Source organism: Ruegeria sp. AN11 (assembly GCF_056536005.1).
This window is the reverse complement of the sequence record NZ_JBQFJD010000002.1, coordinates 449,620-471,636: the sequence shown is the minus strand read 5'-3', so window position 1 is coordinate 471,636 and position 22,017 is coordinate 449,620. Positions and strand designations below refer to the sequence as shown.

Annotated in this window: 17 protein-coding genes; 12 read left to right on the top strand and 5 right to left on the bottom strand. The window is 55.9% G+C overall.

The features are described from left to right. The first annotated feature begins 38 nt into the window (after positions 1 to 38). The 5 genes from ACR3EQ_RS22015 (at position 39) to ACR3EQ_RS21995 (ending at position 6,963) form a co-directional block, all read left to right on the top strand. Complete coding sequence (locus ACR3EQ_RS22015) at positions 39 to 1,115, top strand: NAD-dependent epimerase/dehydratase family protein (RefSeq protein WP_170611465.1); 1,077 nt, start codon at positions 39 to 41, stop codon at positions 1,113 to 1,115. After that, complete coding sequence (locus ACR3EQ_RS22010) at positions 1,115 to 2,974, top strand: rhamnan synthesis F family protein (protein WP_170611463.1); 1,860 nt, start codon at positions 1,115 to 1,117, stop codon at positions 2,972 to 2,974. The genes ACR3EQ_RS22015 and ACR3EQ_RS22010 overlap by 1 nt, the downstream gene beginning before the upstream one ends. Before the next feature lie 12 nt (positions 2,975 to 2,986). Then, entirely contained in the window at positions 2,987 to 4,378 is a 1,392-nt protein-coding gene (locus ACR3EQ_RS22005; RefSeq protein ID WP_170611461.1) for an MBOAT family protein, read from the top strand. Position 4,379: 1 nt separating this feature from the next. Further along, a complete protein-coding gene (locus ACR3EQ_RS22000; RefSeq protein WP_170611459.1) occupies positions 4,380 to 5,483 on the top strand; it encodes an alginate O-acetyltransferase AlgX-related protein in 1,104 nt (367 codons plus the stop codon). Positions 5,484 to 5,721: 238 nt separating this feature from the next. After that, entirely contained in the window at positions 5,722 to 6,963 is a 1,242-nt protein-coding gene (locus tag ACR3EQ_RS21995; RefSeq protein ID WP_170611457.1) for a TylF/MycF/NovP-related O-methyltransferase, read from the top strand. Positions 6,964 to 7,140: 177 nt separating this feature from the next. On the opposite strand, the gene ACR3EQ_RS21990 is transcribed toward ACR3EQ_RS21995, so the two are convergent. The 5 genes from ACR3EQ_RS21990 to ACR3EQ_RS21970 form a co-directional block, all read right to left on the bottom strand. Continuing rightward, positions 7,141 to 9,117, bottom strand: coding sequence for a CocE/NonD family hydrolase (locus ACR3EQ_RS21990; protein ID WP_480492123.1), 1,977 nt, complete (start codon positions 9,115 to 9,117; stop codon positions 7,141 to 7,143). Between the two features lie 125 nt (positions 9,118 to 9,242). Continuing rightward, on the bottom strand, positions 9,243 to 11,627 hold the full coding sequence (locus tag ACR3EQ_RS21985) for a GcvT family protein (protein WP_170611453.1): 2,385 nt from the start codon (positions 11,625 to 11,627) through the stop codon (positions 9,243 to 9,245). A 175-nt stretch (positions 11,628 to 11,802) separates the two neighbouring features. Further along, positions 11,803 to 12,645, bottom strand: coding sequence for a carbon-nitrogen hydrolase family protein (locus tag ACR3EQ_RS21980; protein WP_170611451.1), 843 nt, complete (start codon positions 12,643 to 12,645; stop codon positions 11,803 to 11,805). Between the two features lie 2 nt (positions 12,646 to 12,647). After that, a complete protein-coding gene (locus ACR3EQ_RS21975; protein WP_170611449.1) occupies positions 12,648 to 13,532 on the bottom strand; it encodes a MurR/RpiR family transcriptional regulator in 885 nt (294 codons plus the stop codon). A gap of 183 nt (positions 13,533 to 13,715) precedes the next feature. Continuing rightward, complete coding sequence (locus ACR3EQ_RS21970; protein ID WP_480441610.1) at positions 13,716 to 14,702, bottom strand: LysR family transcriptional regulator; 987 nt, start codon at positions 14,700 to 14,702, stop codon at positions 13,716 to 13,718. An 81-nt stretch (positions 14,703 to 14,783) separates the two neighbouring features. Between ACR3EQ_RS21970 and ACR3EQ_RS21965 the strand changes: the two genes are divergently transcribed. The 7 genes from ACR3EQ_RS21965 to ACR3EQ_RS21935 all read left to right on the top strand — a co-directional run bounded on the left by ACR3EQ_RS21965 (position 14,784) and on the right by ACR3EQ_RS21935 (position 21,455). Then, complete coding sequence (locus ACR3EQ_RS21965; RefSeq protein WP_170611837.1) at positions 14,784 to 16,124, top strand: aminotransferase family protein; 1,341 nt, start codon at positions 14,784 to 14,786, stop codon at positions 16,122 to 16,124. A 2-nt stretch (positions 16,125 to 16,126) separates the two neighbouring features. After that, positions 16,127 to 17,056, top strand: a complete 930-nt coding sequence (gene kce, locus ACR3EQ_RS21960; RefSeq protein WP_170611447.1) for a 3,5-dioxohexanoate:acetyl-CoA acetone transferase — start codon at positions 16,127 to 16,129, stop codon at positions 17,054 to 17,056. 9 nt (positions 17,057 to 17,065) lie between these two features. Next, positions 17,066 to 18,088 (top strand): histone deacetylase family protein, encoded by a 1,023-nt coding sequence (locus tag ACR3EQ_RS21955; RefSeq protein ID WP_480492120.1) that lies wholly within the window; start codon positions 17,066 to 17,068, stop codon positions 18,086 to 18,088. 78 nt (positions 18,089 to 18,166) lie between these two features. Next, positions 18,167 to 18,469 carry a hypothetical protein gene (locus ACR3EQ_RS21950; RefSeq protein WP_480492118.1) on the top strand — a complete coding sequence of 101 codons (303 nt, stop codon included), beginning with the start codon at positions 18,167 to 18,169 and terminating at the stop codon, positions 18,467 to 18,469. Next, the gene (gene dctP, locus ACR3EQ_RS21945; RefSeq protein WP_170611440.1) at positions 18,466 to 19,470 is read left to right on the top strand and encodes a TRAP transporter substrate-binding protein DctP; all 1,005 of its coding nucleotides are present in this window, start codon (positions 18,466 to 18,468) and stop codon (positions 19,468 to 19,470) included. The genes ACR3EQ_RS21950 and dctP overlap by 4 nt, the downstream gene beginning before the upstream one ends. A gap of 81 nt (positions 19,471 to 19,551) precedes the next feature. Next, the gene (locus ACR3EQ_RS21940) at positions 19,552 to 20,166 is read left to right on the top strand and encodes a TRAP transporter small permease (RefSeq protein ID WP_480492116.1); all 615 of its coding nucleotides are present in this window, start codon (positions 19,552 to 19,554) and stop codon (positions 20,164 to 20,166) included. Further along, on the top strand, positions 20,163 to 21,455 hold the full coding sequence (locus ACR3EQ_RS21935) for a TRAP transporter large permease (protein ID WP_170611436.1): 1,293 nt from the start codon (positions 20,163 to 20,165) through the stop codon (positions 21,453 to 21,455). Before ACR3EQ_RS21940 ends, ACR3EQ_RS21935 begins: the two co-directional genes overlap by 4 nt. Positions 21,456 to 22,017: the final 562 nt, after the last annotated feature.

Sequence of the window (22,017 nt, the reverse complement as noted above, 5' to 3'; positions counted from 1 at the left end):
CTAGTGACGCGCCATCTGTAGACATGGTGGATAGCTTAATGAAGATTCTGATCACGGGGGGCGCGGGTTTTATCGGGTCGCGGCTGAGCGCTGAACTTGTTCAGCAAGGGCATGACGTCACGATTTTCGACTCTCTGCACCCACAGGTTCATTTCCAGAACGAGACCAATTTCAGGATCGCCAAATCCTCGGGCGCGGAGATGATCGTGGGCGACGTGCGTTCGCGCGACGACATGCAGCGCGCCATGTCGCAGGTCCGGCCCGAGTTCATCTTCCACCTTGCCGCCGAAACCGGCACCGGCCAGTCCTTTGACCACCCGACCCGGTACAACGAGGTCAACATCATCGGCACCACCAACCTGATCGAGGCGGTGCGCGCGGCCGATACCCCGGTGCGCCGCATCATTCTGGCCGGCTCGCGCAGCGTCTATGGTGAGGGCGCCTGCGTGGACGCCAACAACGTCCTTGTGCCTGCGGTCGCCCGCACCAGCCAGGACATGTCGAACGGAGATTTCCTGCCGAAATCGGCCAGCGGCGAAACCCTGACACCGGTGCCGACCAATGCCGATACCTGCCCGGTGGCACCCGCCTCGATCTATGCCTCGACCAAGCTGATGCAGGAATACCTGCTGACCCAGGCCTTCTGGGGCACCCCGACCGAGGTCGGCATTCTGCGCCTGCAGAACGTCTATGGCCCGGGGCAGTCCATGTCGAACCCCTATACCGGCGTGATCTCGATCTTTGCCGACCAGATCATGCAGGGCAAGACGCTCAACATCTTCGAGGACGGCGATATCACCCGCGATTTTGTCTATGTCGACGACGTTGTGCGCGCCTTTGCCAGCACCGTCGCGCTGGACAGTTTCTCGGATCAGATCGTGGATATCGGCGCGGGCGAGGCGGCGACCATCATCGACGTGGCCCGGCAACTGATCGGCCTTGTCGGGGACGCGCGCAACGGCGTCCAAGTCACCGGCGATTTCCGCGCCGGCGACATTCGCTATGCTCTGGCCGATATCTCGAAGGCACGCCGCCTGCTGAACTGGTCCCCACAGGTCTCCGTCAGGGACGGCCTCAACCAATTCAGCACATGGGCAAAAAAGGAGCAGGGGTGATGCGCGGGTTAATCTACAATTTGGAACTTCAAAAGGGTGAAGTCCTTGGGTACGCCACGCATTGCCTTGCGTCTCTGCGACCGGATTTCGATCGTATCTGGGTTGTAACAAACGGTGCGCCCGATTCCGACGGCCTGGCCGAACTGAATGCATGCAGCGACGAGGTCGTTGTTCTGGACAAACAACCACGGGACCACATCCGGGGGTATCTGGGCTGCATCAGCCAATTGGGTTTGGATCAGATCCAGGCGCTGGATGAACTGACCCTTATGGATTGTGACCTGATCGGTCCCGTCTACCCCTATGAAGCCATGCGGGCCAGCATGGCGGCGCAAAGCGATCTGGACTTCTGGTCAATCGCCAGCAGAAAAGACGAAGCGTTGTCAGAAAACGATCGGCAACTCGTTAGCATCTTTCTGAATTTGGGGCAGAACGTGCTGCAATCGGAGCCGTTTCAAAAGTTCCTGCAAAAACACACGCCAAGGAAAGGTTCGCCTGGCAACAAACCGGGTACCACTCCGGATCTGGCGGCCTATCTGATCAAGCACGGCTTCCAAGGCGGTGCGTTTATCAAACCTGAAGACTATGAGACGGACCATCCGCTTCTGCTGGAAATAAAAGAAACGCTGGAAGAAGCGCAGTGCCCCTTTATCCTGCTGCACCCGTTCTACAGCTCGCCGGCGCTTCAGGATGCATATCAGATCAACCTGGACCGGATCATTCCCTATCTGGAAGAAAACAGCGACTATCCGACGAACCTGATGTGGCAGGTTCTGTTGAAGACGACTTCATTGCGGTCGCTACACACCAATCTGGCCTATCAATTTACGTTTGACAGCAAATCATACGAAGGAACGCCAAAATGGGATTCTTCGCTCAAAATCGCGGCCTGTGCGCATCTCTACTACACCGAAGCGTTTGAAGAGATTTTTGATCGGGTCAGCAATATTCCACACCCGTTTGATTTCTATATCACCACCGCGTCGGACGAGAAGAAAGCGATCCTGGAAGAAAAATGCGCAGCCGCTGGAATTGAGGCAGATGTGCGTGTCGTGGGCGAAAATCGCGGGCGGGATATGTCCTCGCTGTATATCGACCTCAAAGATGTGGTGATGGAAAAGGACTATGACCTGGTTTGCCGCCTGCATTCCAAAAAGTCACCTCAAGTGCATCCAACGACCGGAAAATACTTCAAAAACTTCATTTTTGACTCGGTCTTGGCGAACAGGGAATACGTGTCTCATCTGTTGGATTTCTTTGCCACCCACCCTCATGTGGGCATGGCATTCGCGCCCATGATCCATACCGGTTACCGGTCGATGGGGCACGCCTGGTACGACAACCGGCCGATCTTCGCCGAAATCCTGGAGGACCTGAACTGCTCGGTCCCGGAAGAACCCTATTCACCTTTGGCCGCATACGGCACCGTATACTGGTTCCGTCCGGACGCCCTGCGGCCGATGTTTGACGATCAATACCAGTATTCGCAATACAATCAGGAACCCAATCATGTGGATGGCGGGTTGGCGCACGGCCAGGAACGGGCCATGACCTATGTCGCACAGGCCCGGGGTTACATGTCAGCGACCGTCTGGCCGGACTATGTGGCCGCCCAGAGCACGACGTTGATGGAATACAAGATGGACAGCCTGTATTCCTATTTCCCGATGGAGCACGTCGCACCGCACGGGCACCTGATTTCCTACGTCAATGGTGAAACTCACCGCAGCCGAACACCCAGCACATTGCGGCAGTTCGAAAGGTTTTGCAGGCCGGCGCTCAAATCGGTCGGTGCAGCGCTTGGTATCAAACGCCAGAAAAAGAACAAGCATCGCGACTTGTCGCAATTCCAGAAGTGAGCAGCCTGACGGATGTTATTCAGCAGCCCGACCTTTTTGTATGCGTTCCTACCGCTGATATTGGCAGGATGCTATCTGACCAGAACGGCCCACACGCGGAATATCCTTCTGCTGTGCGGTTCCGTGATCTTTTATAGCTGGGGAGAGCTGAAGTACCTTCCGCTCATCTTTACGGCCATTGCGATCACGCATGCTGGCACGGTCTATCAGATCAAGGGAACAAAGCATAAGCGGCTGGTAGTTTCGCTGTGTATCGCGGCCCTGCTATCGCTGCTCGGGTTCTTCAAATACTACGGCTTTGTAGCCGAAAACTTGCGCTCGGTCGGGGTCGGATTCCTGCCCGAACTGACAATTGCGCTTCCATTGGGCATATCGTTCTTTACGTTCCAGGCAATCTCGCAACTGGTCGACGTGTATCGACATAGCGACGAAGAAAAATACCAGTCCCCGACGTTGTTGCGCACTGCGCTGTATATCATTCTTTTCCCGCAGCTGATTGCCGGCCCAATTGTGCGCTTTGGGTCCGTTGTGACGCAGATGGGAAAGCGGCTTGATACCGGCAGCAGGCGCTCGGTTGGGGCCAAGCTCTTCGTCCTGGGCCTGGCGTCAAAGGTCATCATCGCAGATAAGGTCGCACCAATTGCAGACCACGCTTTTTCACTCGGGCCAGCGTTGGACATGGGGGAAGCGTGGCTGGGCGCTGTGGCCTATGCCCTTCAGATCTTCTTCGATTTTGCCGGATATTCGAACATGGCGATCGGACTGGGTCTGTTTTTCGGGTTCAAATTTCCAACCAACTTCCGCGACCCATATGTGTCCAAGTCCATGACCGAGTTCTGGCGGCGTTGGCATATGTCATTGTCCAGCTGGTTTCGCGACTATCTGTACATTCCACTGGGCGGAAACCGTCACGGTCAGGTCCGTACGGTCATCAATCTGCTGATTGTCTTTCTTGCGACCGGTATCTGGCATGGTGCCGCGTGGAACTTTGTCATCTGGGGCCTGTGGCACGGTAGTTTTCTGACGCTTGAGCGGTTCTTTGGCAAACCCCGTCAGATTGTTTTTGCACGAGTCTACACGTTGTTGGTCGTGCTGATCGGGTGGGTGTTCTTCCGGGCCGAGACGTTGGGTGACGCGGTTGACTACCTTGGCCACATGTTCGGCGCCTCGGGGGATGGCGTGATATCCCCCGAGTTCTTTCTGACGGTCAGCAATGAAGTCATGGCGATCTTCGCGATTGGTCTTTTCTTCGGCTTGGTTCCACGGCCGGTTCGCGACCGCATCTGGAAACGCCCCAACAGAATTGGCTGGCTCTCTAATATGTGGTTCACTTTCCTGCTGTTGGTATGTTTGATGTTCGTGGCCAACAGCACGTATAGCCCATTCCTGTATTTCCGGTTCTGACATGGACAAAATACTGCTCATATGCCTGCTCATACCCGTCCTGGCCGGGTTTTTCAGCAGTGATCTCAATCTTGAAAACCGCGCACAAACTGAGTTTCCTGCGTTCCCGGATTCACTGTCCGGACTGGACGACTTTTTTGCAGGGGTCGATGACTTTGTCTCCGACAATATCGGCCTTCGCAATCAGATGATTTTGGCCAAGAAGTCCTTGGATAAAAAAGTGAACCGCCAGGGCAACGCGAAGGTCATCGTGGGGCGGGAAGGCTGGATGTACTACAACGCGCCGTCGGTCATTGAACGAACAAGCGGGTTGGAATTCTTGCCTTGGCGCGTCACCAGTATCACAAACTATGTGCTCGAGGCGCAGGACCTGGCAGACAAGGTTGGGGCCGAATTTCTGGCTATTCCGGTTCCGACCAAGCACGCTGTCTACAACAAGTATATGCCGTCCTGGGCGCAAACAGACGAGTTCGAGAAATCTGAACAACGGGCCATCATCAAGAATTTGGCAGACCAGAACATACCCCTGACGGATCCCTATGTCGTTTATCAGGAATATGATCTTGACGAAACGCCTCTTTATTACAAACGGGATACCCACTGGAACAGTTTCGGTGCCTATGTCGTCTTCTATGACGCGATGAGCCGACTGGGCCTGGCCGAAAATCTTCCACCCCCGCAGGCTCTGTTGATCGGCTACAATGAAGGCACGTATTTCGGTGTTCTCGACCAGTTTATGGGGCTCAGCGAAGCCGCTGATAGTGAGGCAATTCCCGAATTGGACATGACCATGTTGCGGGCCGTCGAAGAACAAAGCGTTGAGGACTTCGAAGACCATGTTTCGATGAATTCGTACATTGTCAAATTCGATGACGGTAGCTCGGGCAAACCCAAACTGCAGATTATCGGGGACAGCTTCACGTTTGGGTTCTTTCGACCTTTCCTGGGCGCAGTTTTCAGTGAAGTACGGTGGTCGCATCATGCGCACGGCGCCTACGATAGAAACGCAGTCGAAGCGTTTCAGCCTGACTATCTCATCTTTGAGTTTGTCGACTGGGAAATACCGGGCTGGCACCTGCATGAAACACTCAAGGCGTTGAACTGATGCGGGTCTTTGATCACCAGATTGTCATGGCAACAATCTTTGAAGTTTACGGCGGAAAGGCCAGCATTCTCGCCGACAAGGCGGAACAGATCGCTTAACGAAGCGGCCGGATCACAAAGTAGCAGTTGTTATGCCGTTTTGGAGATGGTCCCGAACTCCGCCTATGGAAAAAACCGGAGAAGTTTGTAGGAATAACATCCTATCTGAAATATCCACCCACTCATACGAGAAACGATAAGTGAACGGCACCTTGACGCATCCTGACTGGTTCGACCCCGAATACTACCTGAACAGCAACCCTCAGATTCGCGAGAAAGGCATAGATCCATGGTCTCATTACTTGAAGCACGGTTATCAGGAAGGACTTAAGCCGTCAGCTGCGCCAACCCATCCTGACTGGTTTGATCCTGAGTTCTACCTGAGTACCAATCCGGCCGTCCGCGAGACAGGAATGGACGCATGGGCTCATTACCTGAAGCACGGTTATCAGGAAGGGCTCAAGCCGTCGGCGACGTCAGCCCATCCTGACTGGTTTGATCCCGAGTTCTACCTGAGTACTAATCCGGCCGTCCGTGAGACGGGAATGGACGCGTGGTCTCATTACCTGAAGCACGGTTATCAGGAAGGACTTAAACCATCGGCAACGCCAGCCCATCCTGATTGGTTCGACCCCGAGTATTACGTGAAAGCCTACCCGGAAATTGGCGCAAGCGGTCAGGATCCCTGGACCCATTTCGTCAACTATGGCTATCAGGAAAAACGTCGTCCATCCGAACTAAAGGGTGTGTATGATTTTGACGGGCTCAGCACCATTCACAGCTCTGATTTCATGCAGGATCCCGCCTTCAAAAAAGCGTATGAACGGGGTTCGAAAGCCGCCCGTGGCATCGACCATCACTGGTACTGGCGGTTCCATGTCGGTCTGTGGTGCATGCGAACCGCCATGGCGCTTCCGGGCGATTTTGCCGAGTTCGGAGTGAATTACGGCATGTTGGCATCCGGTGCCATGCTTGACCTGGATTGGAACAACCAGAACAAAACCATCTTCCTCTTTGACTCATTTGCCGGGATGAAGCCCGAACATATTGAAGGCGCGGAAGAAGGCAAAGAACACCTGTCCGAATACAACACCGCCGCGTTGTCTAATGGCTTCTATGCGATCAGTGCCGATGAAGTTCGCGCGAATTTTGCGGAATTCAAAAACACCAAGATTGTGGTTGGCTTTATTCCTGACACGCTGGATCAGTTGACGAGCGAACAACTGGCGTTTGTTCATATCGACCTGAATAACCCTGCACCGGAAATAGACGCCTTGCGGTTCGTTTGGGACAGAATCGTGCCCGGTGGAATTGTGCTTCTGGATGACTATGCTCAGAAAGGGTTCGAGCTGCAGAAACAGGCGATGGATGAGCTGAGCCGTGAGATGAATTTTCACATCTTGTCTCTGCCGACAGGTCAGGGCTTGATCCTGAAAACCTGAAATTTGAATGCCGGACACGTGGCGCGTCACGTGTCCGGTACTTTCGCCAAGCAAAGTGTATCAGATCCGTTTTGCTATTGCCGTAGAGCGCAATCCTTCAAAGCGGAGCCTTTGAACCGGAACCTACGAACGGGCTGGCGAGATTCCGAGGCGGTTGCACTTCTGTGATCAGTAATCTCAAAGAAGTCCACGCGGGATTGTCTCGCGCCATTCCTTTGTCAGGACTTCGGATTTTTCGGAGCCTTCGGTCGCGCGCAATTTTCTGTCCAGGTAAAAATTCTGCTCATCACAGGTCATTTGGCCTTCCGTATGTATCTCAACCTGCCAATCGCCTCGTGCGAACGTAAATGACCAGTTGGCTTTGTACTGTGCCGTTGTCGGATCGTCCGGGTGGATCGCGTAACGCATGGCCACATGGCTGCCAACTGTCATGCCATGATAAGGATCGGTGGCCTTGCCGTAATCGTCAAATGTCGTAAGGACCACGGTTCCGTCGTCTTCCACCGAGCGCTCCGAACGTCCAGAAGGTGGCCGCAGTTGACCGGCCTGAAGTGTCGGATAATCCTGAACCGGCCCGGGATTTGATGGTGCGATTTCCTCGTGTACGTCCCGCACAGGCAACAGCAGGGCTGAGTGTTCCAGCAGCAGCGTCACTTGTGCAGCGTTGGGTGCAGGCCAGACTATTGGCCAATATGAGGTGGACAGCGCCAGACGAAGGATGTGTCCCGGTAGCAGGCGGTGGGCGCATTCGTTCAATACGATTTCCGCTTCATAGACCTTTCCGGGCACCAATACTTCTGGTGTCTCATGGCTGTTGCAATGCGTCAGGTTCAGCGCGCGGTAGGTAATCCGCTGCGACGTTCCGTCGGGGGCAACGTCACACAAACGCGCGACCAGTTGCGCCACCGGCTTGTCCGCGGTGAAGGACAGTTTCAGCCGGGCGCGCCCCAACAGGTCCAGTGGTTTTTGCATTGCTGTGCTGTCGAAGCAAAGTGACAGTGCATCATCCTGAGATTGATCCTCGGACAACTCGTTATCTATCCGCATGCCAGGACAGAAATACCCGCTTGCCTGTCCGATATGCGAGGGGCTGGCCACCATCGCTTTTTCGGCGATAGGAGCGTCCGCAAATCCACCCGGTCGCAGGTGCCAGTGCTGGGTACCAACATTGGGTGAGGGCCATTGGCTTTCGGCGATCCAGTGCCCCTGTCTTGGCTTGTTTTCCTTGGTCGGATTGAAATGTTGCTGCATATACGCCCGATAGGCGGGCAGATCCTCGGCCCCGTTCTGTTGCCCTTTCAGCCATCGATCGAACCACCTGATGACTTCCGAGTGGAAGTCCCCGGCATCCAGTTTGGCAATATGCGGATAGCGGTGTTCCCAGGGCCCGATTATAGCCTTTGCGGGTACTTCAAGATTGGCGGCCAGCGTGGGTGGTGCGTTGACATAGGCGTCCGCCCAGCCGGTGATTGCCAAAACGGGGGCCCGAATGGCTGACCAGTCTTCACAGACCGAGCCATGTTTCCAAAACCCATCTCGGGTGGGATGGCGCAGCCAGTCGGCGGCTGAAAATGGCACGTTTTCAAGCCGTTTCAGCCAGTCCTCGCGCCAATCAGGTCGCAAAGCGGGATCAGCCGGGCGCGTCAGGTAGGCAAACATCTGGCACCCCCAGTTGACGTTGTCGCTGAGCAGGCACCCGCCCATGAAGTGAATGTCGTCGGCGTAACGATCGACTGTCGAGGCGACACTGACGACCGCTTTCAACGCGGCAGGACGGCGGAAAGCCAGTTGCAATCCGTTGAACCCGCCCCAGGAAATTCCGATCATGCCGACGTTTCCGTCGCACCAGTCCTGTGCTGCGATCCAGTTCAGAACGGCTTCGCCATCGCTGAGTTCCTGCTCGGAATATTCATCATCGAACTGGCCGTCACTGTCGCCGGTTCCGGCGATGTCCACCCGGATGCAGGCATACCCGGCCTTGGCAAACACAGGATGGGTAGTTTCATCCCGCGGCGCAGTCCCATCACGCTTTCGGTATGGAAGGTACTCCAGAATCGCAGGGGAAGGCCCTGTTTCCGGCAACCAGATCCTTGCGGCAAGTTTTCGCCCTTCCGGTAGTGGTATCCATGTGTTTTCGATGATTTCGACTGGCATTTTCGGACGTCACCCTTTCTGCGACCGGCTTGCATACCCGGATACCAGTGAATTCGGAACTTGGCGACGTTTTACATGTTTCGGTTCCACCGCGCCGGATTTTTTCACCACGGCGCGGTGGCGTCTTAGCTGCGCATCCGTGCGCCTTCCGGATCAAACGCACACGCATATTGAAGTTTCGCCGCAAACCGGCTGCCGGCTATGTCAAGCTGGACCCTGACGCCATCAGCGTCTTTCAGTTTGACATGGGCGAGTGCAACCGGCTTGCCGATACGATAGCCAAAAGCGGCGGACGTCGTATGACCCACAATCTTGTCTCCGGTGTAGATGGGCTCATGTCCCAGTGGCACCGCCGCCTCGTCGTCTATGATCACCGTGACCAGATGGCGTGAACTCGTTTCGCGCCGCCGCGCCAGCGCTTCGGAGCCGATAAAGGGCTTCTTCTTCGGCACCAGACTGTCCAGCCCGGCCTCGACAGGGGACGTGTCGCTGTCCAGTTCATGACCCATGGCGGCAAATCCTTTTTCGATCCGCATGGCGGTCTGGGCGTACAGGCCCGCCGGTTTTGCGCCCGCTGCCGTCAGCACTGCATAAACTGCGGGGGCGTTTTCGGCGCGCATGGTGATTTCCCAGCCCGGTTCCCCGACATATGACATGCGCACGGCCCGAACATGGCATCCGGCGATGTGCGCGGGACCGACCTTGAAATAGCCCAGTCTGGTCAGTTCGGGCGCACCGGCCTCGGTGATGATCCGTGCGGCGTCAGGACCCATCAGGCCCAGAACGGCGTAGTCCTCGGTGCTGTCGTTCAGGGTCACATCAAACCCTTCCGAGTGGCGGCAGAACCAGGCGAGGTCCCGTTTGGTCGCATTGGTGCCGACGAACAGGCGATAGTGGTTATCGGCAATCCGATGGGCGGTAATATCGCTTTCATAGGTGCCGCGTTCATTCAGTACCGCAGCATAGACGGCACTGCCCGGCGGCTTGGCCATGTTGGACGCGCATGTATGTTGCAGGAACGCCTCGGCATCCGGGCCTTCAACCTCGATCTTGCCGAAGGATGACGCATCGAAGACAGCCGCTTGCTCGTGCGCGGCTTTGACTTCATTCGCCACGTTTTCGAACCAGTCGGGTTTGCCGAAACTCATTGCGGGCTCGGCGGTTTTTCCGAAGTAGAGCGGGCGCTCCCAGCCATAAAACTGGCCAAAATGCGCGCCCGCAGCCTTGTATTCCGCCTCCAGTGGCAGGGCACGCAGGTTCCGCGCGGTTGTGAGCTGACGGCCGGGATATGCGATTTCGTAGTGGGTTCCCAGAATTTCCGGCGCCCGGGCCATCAAATGATCCAGCGAGTTGAACACAGGCGCAAAACGTTTGGCATCCGCTTCGCCCAAATCATACGCCGTGTGCCCATGAACGATGCAATGGGCCAGGTTCATCCCGGCGCCGCCACCCGAAGCGATCCCGACCGAGTTCAGACCACAGCCCAGATACAGCCCGCGTGTCTCCGCCGTCTCGCCCAGCATGAACATGCCGTCCGGGGTAAAGCTCTCGGGCCCGTTGAGCAGCATTTTGACCTCGGCCGTCTCAAGCGCCGGTAACCGGTGCAGCGCGTTCATCATCATCGGCTCGAAATGGTCCCAGTCCTCGGGCAGTAGGCTGAATTCAAAGTTTTCATCCAGAATGCCGGGTTTCACCGGTTTGCCCATGGGTTCAAAACAACCCACCAGCAAGCCGCCTGAATCGTCGCGGATGTACAGATGGCTGTCGTGGTCGCTGAGCGTTGGAGTATTTCCGACAATTCCTTCGATTGGCTTGGTCAGCAGGTAGAAATGTTCGCAGGCAAGCGCAGGCACGGCGGCGCCGGCCATGGCGCCCACTTGGCGTGACCAAAGCCCGGTGCACAAGGCAATGGCATCGCATGTGATCGTGCCGGCCGTTGTTTCAACGCCCTTGATGCGGCCATTTTCAGTCAGGATGCCAGTGACCCCGGTATCCTCGAAAATCCTTGCGCCCAAACCTTTCGCAGCCTTGATCAGTGCGGCGCACACGTCCGAAGGGCTGACTCGGCCGTCGTCCGGCGACCAGACAGCGCCGATGACATCTTCGGCATTCATCAGCGGCCAGCGTTCCTTGGCCTCGCCTGCGCTGATGGATTGCGCAGTGACCCCATAGGCTCTGGCCAGCGCCTCTTGCCGTCGGATATGTGTCATACGCCCGTCCGAGGTGGCGATGGACAGGCTGCCTTTCTGGATCCAGCCAACATTCTGGCCCGTTTCCTGTTCAAGCCGGGAATAAAGATCGACCGAATACTGGATCATACGGGTCAAGTTCTGCGAATGGCGAAGTGCGCGAACCTGTGCAGCAGAGTGCCACGTCGTACCGCTGGTCAGCTTGTTGCGTTCCAGCAGGATCGCATCGCCGACCCCCATTTTTGCCAGGTGGTACAGGGTCGAGCACCCCATAATTCCGCCGCCGATAACAATTACTGAAGCGTGGCCTGGGACAGTCATTTCGCTTTCCTGTGATTCTGATTCAAAGCCAATTTTACTCAGAATATTAAATTTGAAAAACTAGTCTAACGAATTTTATCATTCGTTAAATTATGTGAACAAGCGTACAGTTCACCACCATTCCGGAAATTTCCCGAGCGGTCCTGAGCCAATCGTTTGCGTATTGCGAGGTTTGTTAGGTCAGGGTCGGAAGACGATCATAGTCTTCCAGCCGGTCCCTCAGGAAAGAATAATCGGTGCGGGCCTGATTCAGAACGGATCGTTCCAAAACGATGTGTTTCAAGGCTTCTTCATGCTGTGGAAACGCGACGGGGCCCTTGTTTTCGTCCATCCAGGGCCAGCAGAACAGCGAATTTCCATACTGCTCACCGGCGCGGTTGAGTGACATCAGGAAAATTTGGTTCTCCATCGCTCGGGTGGTCGCGAAGGCGTGCCAGGTGGGGAAGGATTCATCCCGGAAATAGGCGCCGCAATGGGTTATCAGATCAACACCCCTGTCGACAACCAGGGTGCGGCATAGCTCGGGAATGCGGATGTCGTAGCAAATGATAGGGGCGATCCTGAACCCACGGACTTCGTAAGTCAGCAGATGCGCGCCGCGCTCAAAATACTCTTTCTCCATCGAGGCGCCGTATTGGGCCAGATGTAGTTTGTCATAATGCCCGACAAGATTGCCGTCCGGTCCCACAACCGCAATCGAGATATAGTTGCCGTCTGTCCCTCTGCGCGCGAAGCTGTAGGAAACGAAAACGCCGAACTTTAGCGCCACATCACGCCACGCGCGGAATGAAGCACCGTCCAGGGGTTCGGCAATATCGTCCAGACGCGAAAACGCCGCGCGGGAATAATCTATGCTCGACAATTCGGGCAAGACCACCAGGTCCGCAGGCCTGGCGGCCAGTTCCTCGGATACTCTTTGCGTGGACTGCGCCAGATGATCGTCGCGTTCCTGCGCAGAGTTCGTTTGCGGAATGCGGATCTGACACGCCAGAATTGCCAGTGTTTCTTCCTTCGACATTGTCAGACTTCCTTGTCCTTCCAATACTCGCCCAGCCTGATGCGATCCGCTTCAATCTGTTTGATTCTGTCTGTTGCGCTGGCCCGTTCCTCGATCGTGAAGAACCCGATCAGTGCCTCGATCAGCACCGTTACGCCGGCAAAGGAGCCAAAGAAAAACGGGGCCTGATCCTGAGCCAGCAGTGTGTGATCTGCCATGATCGCAATAGGCGACGCGGGACTGTCGGTGATCGCGATTACCTTCGCCTTTCGTTCCTGCGCAAATTCGGACACCTGAATGGCCGCGTTGGCGCAAGGTTGCAGGCTGATTGTTATCACGGTGTCCTTTTCCGAGATATCGGTGATTGAGTCGGCCAGAACACCGCCAGCGGCCTGAAGCAGGCGGAATTTGCCGCTGGTCATTCCCGCCAGATAGTGCAGGTAAGACGCGTGGGTTTGCGAAGCCTGCATTCCCACCAGATAGACATGTCTGCTTTTGCTTAACATGCGGGCGATCTCGGCGATGTGTTCCGGGTCGTTGGCTTCGAACAGAGAAGATACGTTGGTCAGCGCTGCGTCGCGCAACTGCTCCCAGAACCTGATGTTGCTGCGGCTGTCTTCCGAGTCGCTCATGGTTACGGCGCGCAGGTGATAATCCTTGATGTCGTGCTGCTGCACCTGTTTGCGATAGACGTCACGCAGCTCGCTATAGGTCTCGTACCCCAGAATTTTTGCCATGCGGGAAAAATTCGGCAGGGAAACGCCCGCATTTGTTGCCACACGGCGCATGGACAGTGTCGCGATGTCGCCCGGATGCTCAAGCATGTAGGTCGCGACGATTTTCAGAACGCGGGGAAGGTCGGGGTAAAGGTCCCTCAGGCGTTCGCCGATTTGCTGATAATCGCTCATACTACAAGTGCTCAGAACAGGAGGTTGCTCACGTTGATGTTTCCGGGTGTATTGACATGGCCCGAACCCAACAGCCTGAGCGCGATGCTAGGATGATTTTCACGTTCGTGCAATATTTCCTGACAACTGTATCATTTGAAAACATCCGGACCGGACGATGCCCTGTGTCGCGGTGTCGGCATGTCAGTCCGAGTATGTGCGTTTGCTTAGCGGAGTACTGGATATTCTGGCCTTCAACATTTCAAGAAAGGCGAGTTCTGCGGGGTTCAAACGCGCGTTACTGTGGTGAACCATGAAAAAATCGATCACCGGTTCGTTGGTGTAAGGCGGCAGGCGCCAGAGTTTGCCTTGCGCCACGTATTGGCTGGCGAAGTGGACGGGCAGGGGGCCAAACCCCAGCCCGGCAATGATCATCCGCAAGGCCTCGTCCAGGTTAGACGTGAATCCGATAACCTTCTTGTCCAGCGCCTGCTGCGCCCGCAAAAGGGCCACCGGCCTTAGGGCATCCCACAACTGGTCGGTTTTAAAGGAAACGGACGGATACTCTCTCAGGTCGCTCAGCTTCAAATCCGCTTGCCCAAAAAGAGGATGCGTCGGGCCGCAAAAGAAGCTGAAGAAAGATCTATACATGATCTCGTGATTCAGTCTGGGGTGAATTTCGTGGGCCAGGCAAAAGCCCACGGCCGCGTTCTTCTCCAGAACACTGCGCTGGACGTTTGCGCTGGACATGACGTTGATTTCAAATGTCACGTTGGGATTCTGTTCGTGAAAATCAGACAGAACCCTGTCGTAGAAAGGGCTTTCAATTCGGCTGGTTGTGGCGATGGAGACCTGACCGGTCAGATGATCCCGTGTGGTTTGGGCTGTCTGCACGGCGCGCGTGATGGTTCCGAACACTTCAACACATTCCTGATACAGGGTTTCGCCGGCCGGCGTGACCCGAAAGCTTGACGGACTGCGCTCGATCAGCTTGGTGCCGGTGCGGGCTTCAAGCCGCTGCAAGGCCTGGCTTATCGTCGGCTGGCGCAATCTCAGTCGGTTGGCTGCGCTGGTCAGGCTGCCTTCCTGGACGATAAACATGAAGGTGCGCAGCAGGTTCCAGTCCAGTTCCCGCGCCAGTCTTTCCGCCTTGGATTCCTTCATGTCATTAACCAGATCTATGATATCCATTCATATTATCTATTTGGTCTATGACAGATCTGCGCGCAACATCTTCTTGTCGTCCTGATACGTTCAGGGATTCTCGGAGGCCTGTCAGTGCAGAAATCGAATTTGTTCTATCAATCCCGTCTCCGGCGGCCTCAGGTCGACCGTGCCGAAGGGATCTATTTTTGGGATACGGAAGGCCGACGGTACATTGATGGCTCATCCGGTGCGATGGTCAGCAACATCGGACATTCGAACCCGAACGTTCTGGCTGCGATGAAGGCGCAAATGGACAGTGCCACGTTCGCTTACAGGCTCCATTTCGAAAACGCCCCGGCCGAAGACCTCGCGTCGGCCATCGCCGCGCGCATGCCGGGCGGTCTGAACCGGGTCTTCTTTGTGTCGGGTGGCTCAGAAGCGGTTGAATCCTGCGTGAAGTTTGCGCGCCAATGGGCGGTCGCCACCGGGCAGCAGGACCGCTGGAAAGTGATTTCGCGGTTCCCTTCCTACCACGGAAGCACCTTGGGTGCGCTTGCACTGACCGGGTACGGGCCCTTGGTAGATGTGTTTCGGCCAATGTTTCAGGACATGCCAAAGATCCCGGCACCGCGTTGCTATCTGGACAATGACAACCTGTCCGATGACGCGCGCGGTTTGAAATACGCCGAGATGCTGAGGGATGAGATCATCGCTCAGGGTCCTGAGACCGTGCTGGCCTTTATCATGGAACCGGTGGGTGGCGCGTCGACCGGAGCGTTGGTTGCACCGGACAGCTATTATCGCCGCATCCGGGAAATCTGCGACGAATTCGGTATCCTTCTGATCATGGACGAAGTCATGTCCGGCGTTGGCCGGACGGGCAAATTCATGGCGTCCGAACATTGGGATGTTCGTCCGGACCTGGCCGCCGTTTCCAAGGGCTTTGCCGCTGGTTATGCGCCGCTCGGCGCGATGATTGCCGACGAACGGATGGTGGACGCCGTCCTGGCCGCTGGCGGTTTTGCACATGGTCACACCTATGCAGGCAACCCGCTGGCCTGCGCGGCGGGTCTGGCCGTGCTGGGCGAAATCGAACGGCTGAATCTGCTTGAGAACGCGACCCGGATGGGTGGTGTTCTGACGACCGGCCTGCACGAGTTGATGGGGCGCTATTCCTTCATCGGCGACGTGCGGGGCAAAGGTTTGCTGATGGCGTTTGAAATGGTTTCGGATCGCGCAAGCATGACGCCGCTTCCCAAGCAACTGGATGCGTATTCCCGGTTTGTGGATATCTGCTACGACCGGGGTCTGATCACCTATTCCCGCCGGACCAGGGGCGGGCTGGAAGGGGATCATTTCCTGATTTGCCCGCCGATGATCGTAACCGAAGATCAGGTTGGCGACATTCTGAACATTCTGGATGACAGCCTTTCCGTATTTGCGCGGGAAGCCGGGCTGGAGAGCTGAATATGACAAGAAAAATCATCATAACCTGTGCGGTCACAGGTTCGATCCACACCCCTAGCATGAGCCCGTATCTGCCGGTGACACCGGATGAGATCGCGACTGCGGCTATCGGGGCAGCCGAAGCAGGGGCCTCGGTGTTGCATCTTCACGCGCGCGACCCGGAAACCGGGAAGCCAAGCGCGGATATCGACGTATTCCGGCAGTTTTTGCCGCGCATCAAACAGGCTACAGATGCGGTCATCAACATCACGACAGGTGGTAGTTCGCAGATGACGATCGAAGAGCGCCTGTCCGCTCCGTCGCAACTGTCGCCTGAGATGTGTTCGCTCAACATGGGGTCAATGAATTTCGGTCTTTTCCCGATGCGCGAACGTTTCTCGGACTGGCAACACGACTGGGAAGAGCCATTTCTGGAAAACTCTCGCGACAATGTTTTCAAGAACACGTTTCATGATATCGAGCGTCTTTTCACGCTGATGGGGGATGGGTGCGGAACACGGTTCGAGCTGGAGTGCTACGACGTTGGTCACATCCAGACCGTCGCCTACTATCTTCGGAAAAAACGGATCAAGGCACCCGTCTTCCTTCAGTTTGTCATGGGTGTCTTTGGCGGCATGGATGCCAGCCCCGAGAACTTGATGCACATGAAATCAACCGCGGACCGTTTGCTGGGTGATCAGTACCAGTTTTCCGTTCTCGCTGCCGGGCGCCAGCAGATGCCTTTGGGGACAATGAGCGTGGTGCTGGGAGGGAACGTGCGCGTCGGGCTGGAAGACAACCTGATGATCGCGAAAGGGGAACTGGCCACAAGCAATGCGCAGCAGGTGCAGAAAATTCGACGCATTGTCGAAGAATTGGGGTTCGATGTCGCATCACCCACGGATGTACGCGAAACACTGGGGCTAAAAGGCGCGGATCAGGTCGCGTTTTAGGGGGATGGCATGAAAGTCTTTGTTGATCAGGAAAAACAGCGCCAACACTTTCCTTCGGGATTTCTGGTGAATGGCCTCATGCAGCCCAATCCGGAAAAACCTAAACGGCTGGAACGGTTTTTGGATGGGGTCGCGACAGGCGGGCATGACATTCTGGCCCCCGAGGATCATGGCCTGGGTCCGATTGCGGCGGTCCACGCTCCGGCCTATCTGAAGTTTCTGTCGACGGTTTACCCGCGCTGGCAACGTATTCCGGATGCGGCGCCAGAGATTTTCCCGAACATTCATCCCGACCGCCGCACGGCGAGCTATCCGTTATCCGCCGTGGCGCAAGCGGGATACCACATCGCGGATATGTCATGTCCTATCGGAGAGCACACTTGGGAAGCGTCGCGCTGGTCTGCGAACTGCGCTGTTTCTGCAGCGCAGGCCGTGAGCGAAGGCGACGATGTCGCTTATGCGATGTGCCGCCCACCCGGGCATCACTGTTTCAGCGATCTGGCGGGTGGGTTCTGTTATCTCAACAACAGCGCAATCGCAGCGCAGTACCTTCGAAAGCAGCATGACCGCGTGGCGATCATCGATGTGGATCTGCACCATGGAAACGGTACGCAGGGCATTTTCTATGAACGCAGTGACGTCTTCACGCTTTCCATCCACGCGGATCCCGCGCGGTTCTATCCGTTCTTCTGGGGCCACGCGCATGAACGCGGAGAGGGCGCCGGATTTGGTTATAACCTCAATGTTCCCCTACCACGCGGAACCAGGGATGACGGGTTCATGAAAGGGCTGGAAAGCGGGCTTGAACATGTCCAGGCCTTTGCGCCGGGCGCTGTCGTGATCGCGCTGGGCCTCGACGCTTTCGAAGGTGATCCGTTTGGCGGATTGGCGGTATCAACGCCGGGCTTCACCAGAATTGCGGAGAAGCTGAATGAGTTGGCCGTTCCGACCGTCATCGTGCAGGAGGGGGGCTATCTCTGCGATGAACTGGGTGAAAATCTGAACGCATTCCTGTCCGGGTACTCAGGTTGATGTTGAAACGCCCCAGGGGATTTAGCAAGATGACGATCTGCAATTGTTGCAACGTCCGGTGCCAATGGAGTGGTCCGAATGAGTGCGATCCTTAGCTGTTCGGGATTCAGTTCAAATCCACCGCTGACGCGTGGACCTGCAACAATTGTTGGCGTGCTCACATTTACAGGGTTGAAATCAAACTGTTTTTCGTCGGCCAAATTCGCCTTTCAGATGTTTCAATCGAAAAAGATTCGCAAAAACAAATTGCAGATGATAAATTCCAGCTTTAGTGATAACAAAATATTAAGAACTGGCCACGTGGCGATGCTGCTGGCCAAAAAGATTCTAAAAGCCCGGTGTTCAAGGGCAAAAACCCCAAAGGGAGGAAAATTCTCATGAAATTCGACAAACTGGCCAAAGGGCTGGTCATTGGCGCCACCAGCGCGCTGATGGCCACCGCTGCATTCGCCGAAGATATGACTTTGCGGTTTGCCGGTGTTTTCCCAATCGACCATCAGGGTACTAAGATGATGGAACAGGTTGCGGCAGACGTCGCGGCGGCGAATGTCGGTCTGAAGATCGAAGTGTTCCCCGCAAACCAGCTGGGCTCGGGCGAGGCGCTGTTTGAAGACGTAGCCCGCGGCAACATCGATCTGGCGGCGGCCTTTATCTATGCCGACACCGATCCGCGCCTGGAGTTCCTGTCGATGCCCTTCCTCGTGGGTGGCTGGGACGACATGAACAACATCATGCGCAACATGGATTCCGAATATAACAAAATCCTGCAGGAAATCACCGACGAGTATGGTGTGAGCGTGATGGCCCAGAACCCCGAAGGGTTTGTCGGCATCGTGGCCACGCAGGAGCCGACCAACTGGAACACCTTTGACGACAAAGGCATGAACATTCGCGTCTGGTCGTCTCCGGCTGTGAAAGCCATGGTAGAAGCACTTGGCTACAAGGCCACGACCATGGCATGGGGCGACATTTTCCCCGCGATCCAGTCCGGTATCGTGGACGGCGCGATCTGCTGCACCAAGACGGCAACCTACTCGATCTTCGCGCAGTCGGATGTCGGCACGCATTTCGTAGAGTACAACTCGATCTCGGAACTGACCACGTTCTATGCCTCGCAGCGCACGCTGGACAAGCTGAACGACGAGCAGCGTGCGGCATTGCAGGCCGCAATGACCAAGGCGTCCGACGACTTTTTCCAGTATAACCGCGACAACGATGCGGCCTTTGGGGAGAAGTTGATCGAAAAAGGCTATACTATCCTGTCCCTGAACGAAGAAGAGCAGGCCGCAATGGCTGCCCACATTCAGGAAAATATCTGGCCCATGATGGCGCAAAGCGTCGGTCAGGATGTGATTGACCGTTTGCTTGCAAGCAAAAACTGATAGTCTGAAACCCAGGTGGGCCGGCAAACTTGCCGGCCCTTTTTCTAATACCTGACAAAAAAACAAAAAGCGGGGACAGACATGTCGATAGAAGACGATGACATGACGAAATGGGTTGGCGACGAAGACGCCGATAAACCGCAGAAAGTTACCGACGAATTGCCGCCCGTCATCGGGTATCCCATGAAAGTGATCGCGTTTGTTTGCAGACAAATCGTCATGGCCTGCGGCTTCCTGATGGCCTTCACCTTTGGCGCTGTTGTTGTAATCCGATACGGTTTCGGCGGCGACCTGTTTGCTTATGAAGAATGGCTGTTGGCCTTCTCGATCATCGGCTTCTTTGCCGGTGCGGTTCTGGCCTCTGCGCGCAATCTGCATATCAACGCCGATATTCTGGGTATCGTGATCCACAATCCCCGGATGATCTGGTGGCGCGGCTTCGTGGTGCTGTTGGTCGAGCTTCTTGTGATCCTCTTTATGGTCTACGCCTGCTACGTCTCGCTGCTGGACGACTTTTCTTTCCCCCGGCTGCGATCCACTCCGGTCCTGCGTATTCCGTTCGTCTCCTGGCGCATTGCGATCATGTGCTCTTTCGGCTTCATGGCGATGTTCACCGCTGCATATCTCTACGTTCATATCCGCAAGGGGCTCGGGCTTCCGTTGCGCTCTGAAATTCTTAAGGGAGCCGCGAAATGATTATCGCCGGAAGTCTTGTTATTGTCTGCCTGATGCTCCTGCTGGGGGTCAGCGTCTATGTGGCGTTCGGAGCCGTCCTGATCTTTATCGCGATGGTGGGAGACCAATCCATCACGGGCTATTTGCCGACCGGAGCGACGGGGATCCGCTCTCTGGTGCTGCTCGCCATTCCGCTTTTCATGATTGCCGGTGGCATTATGGAGAAAGGCAGAATTGCGGCGCCTCTGGTGGCGCTGGCCGAAATGTTCATTGGCCACATCAAAGGTGGACTGAACGCGGCCTCCGTGCTGGCCTGCGGCGTGTTCGGCTCGATCTCGGGCAGTGCGAATGCGACCCTGACCTGCATCGGCGGCATTATGATGCCGCACCTGAAAAAGGCGAATTATCCGAAAGGGCAATCCGCGGCCCTGATTGTGTCGGCAAGCCCCCTGGGCCTTTTGATCCCGCCCAGTTCATCGCACATCCTCTACGGCTGGGTCGCACAGCAACACGTGCTGAAGTGCTTCCTGTCGACGGTCATTCCCGCGATCATCCTGATCACGCTGCTGATCATCACCAATCAGTTCATGCTGCGGAAGTATGACGATATCCAGCTGAAAGAGCGTCCGGATCCTTTCATGCCCGCATTGTTGGGCCAGGGTCGGTTGGCGGGTCCGGCGCTGATGATGCCAATCATCATACTGGGCGGTATCTACGGCGGTATCATGACCCCGACCGAAGCCGCTGGTATCGCCGTTGTTTACGCGATTCCCGTGGCAATCTACTTCTATCGCGGCCTGACCTGGAAAACCCTGGCCCAGACCATCCAGACTTCGGGTGTTACGATCGGGGTGGTCATGGTGATGATTTTCATGGTGCTGATCGTATCAGACAACCTGATCTCGCAGGGCGCGCCGCAGATGGCCAAGGATATGGTCTATTCGGTTTCGGACAACCCGGTCGTGATTTTGCTGATGATCAATGTCGTCATGATCCTGATCGGCATGCTGATGGACGATATCTCGGGGCTGCTGCTGTCCACGCCGATCCTGCTGCCGATTGCGCAGAGCGTGGGTGTGGATCCGATCCACTTTGCCGCGATCATCGGCGTCAACCTTGGGATGGCCAACATCACGCCGCCCACGGCGCCGCTGCTGTACTTGGGGGCGCAGGTTTGCGACACGCCGGTTGCCAAGATGCTGTGGCCGACTTTGATCTTCATCGTGTTTGCATGGCTGCCGACACTGATGCTGACCACGTTTGTTCCTGAACTGGCATTGTGGTTGCCGGACCTGTTGCTGGGCCGGTAATCCGACACTCAAAATCCAAAAAAGGCATCCGACCCGTGCGGGTTCGGATGCCTTTTTTCAGAGCGGCCGTTTCCGTTGAGGGTGTGCCTGCCTGACCTCACATGGGCACCGCTGAGAACACCCGGTTCAATGGCGCAAGCCCAATAAAAAAGCCGGAGTGTTCCTCCGGCTTTCAGACAATTCGAAAGTGATGCCTGTCTTTAGGCCGCTTTGCCCGATTAGCTGTAAAATAGGATCGAGAGTGCGGCAATGAATGCCAGCCCGGCAACAACAAAGCTGACGTAGTGTACGGTTTCACGTAGTTCTTTGGTCATCGTGTCATTCCAAGTGTTTCAGGGACAGAAGTTCTTGTTTCTGCATCTATCCCTAAAACCTATGAAAAATAAGTAGGTGCAATGCATGTCCGGCATGCGTCGCGGGCATGACTTGGTTGCAGGATCTGACGGGCAACAGGGGTTGCTGCACACTCTGTCTTACGCCTGACTCACTGCCACAGGTTTGCAGCGGCAGGAAAACGGCCAAGACCTGAGTTCGGTTTTTTCGAATGGCTGTGAAAGCGGAT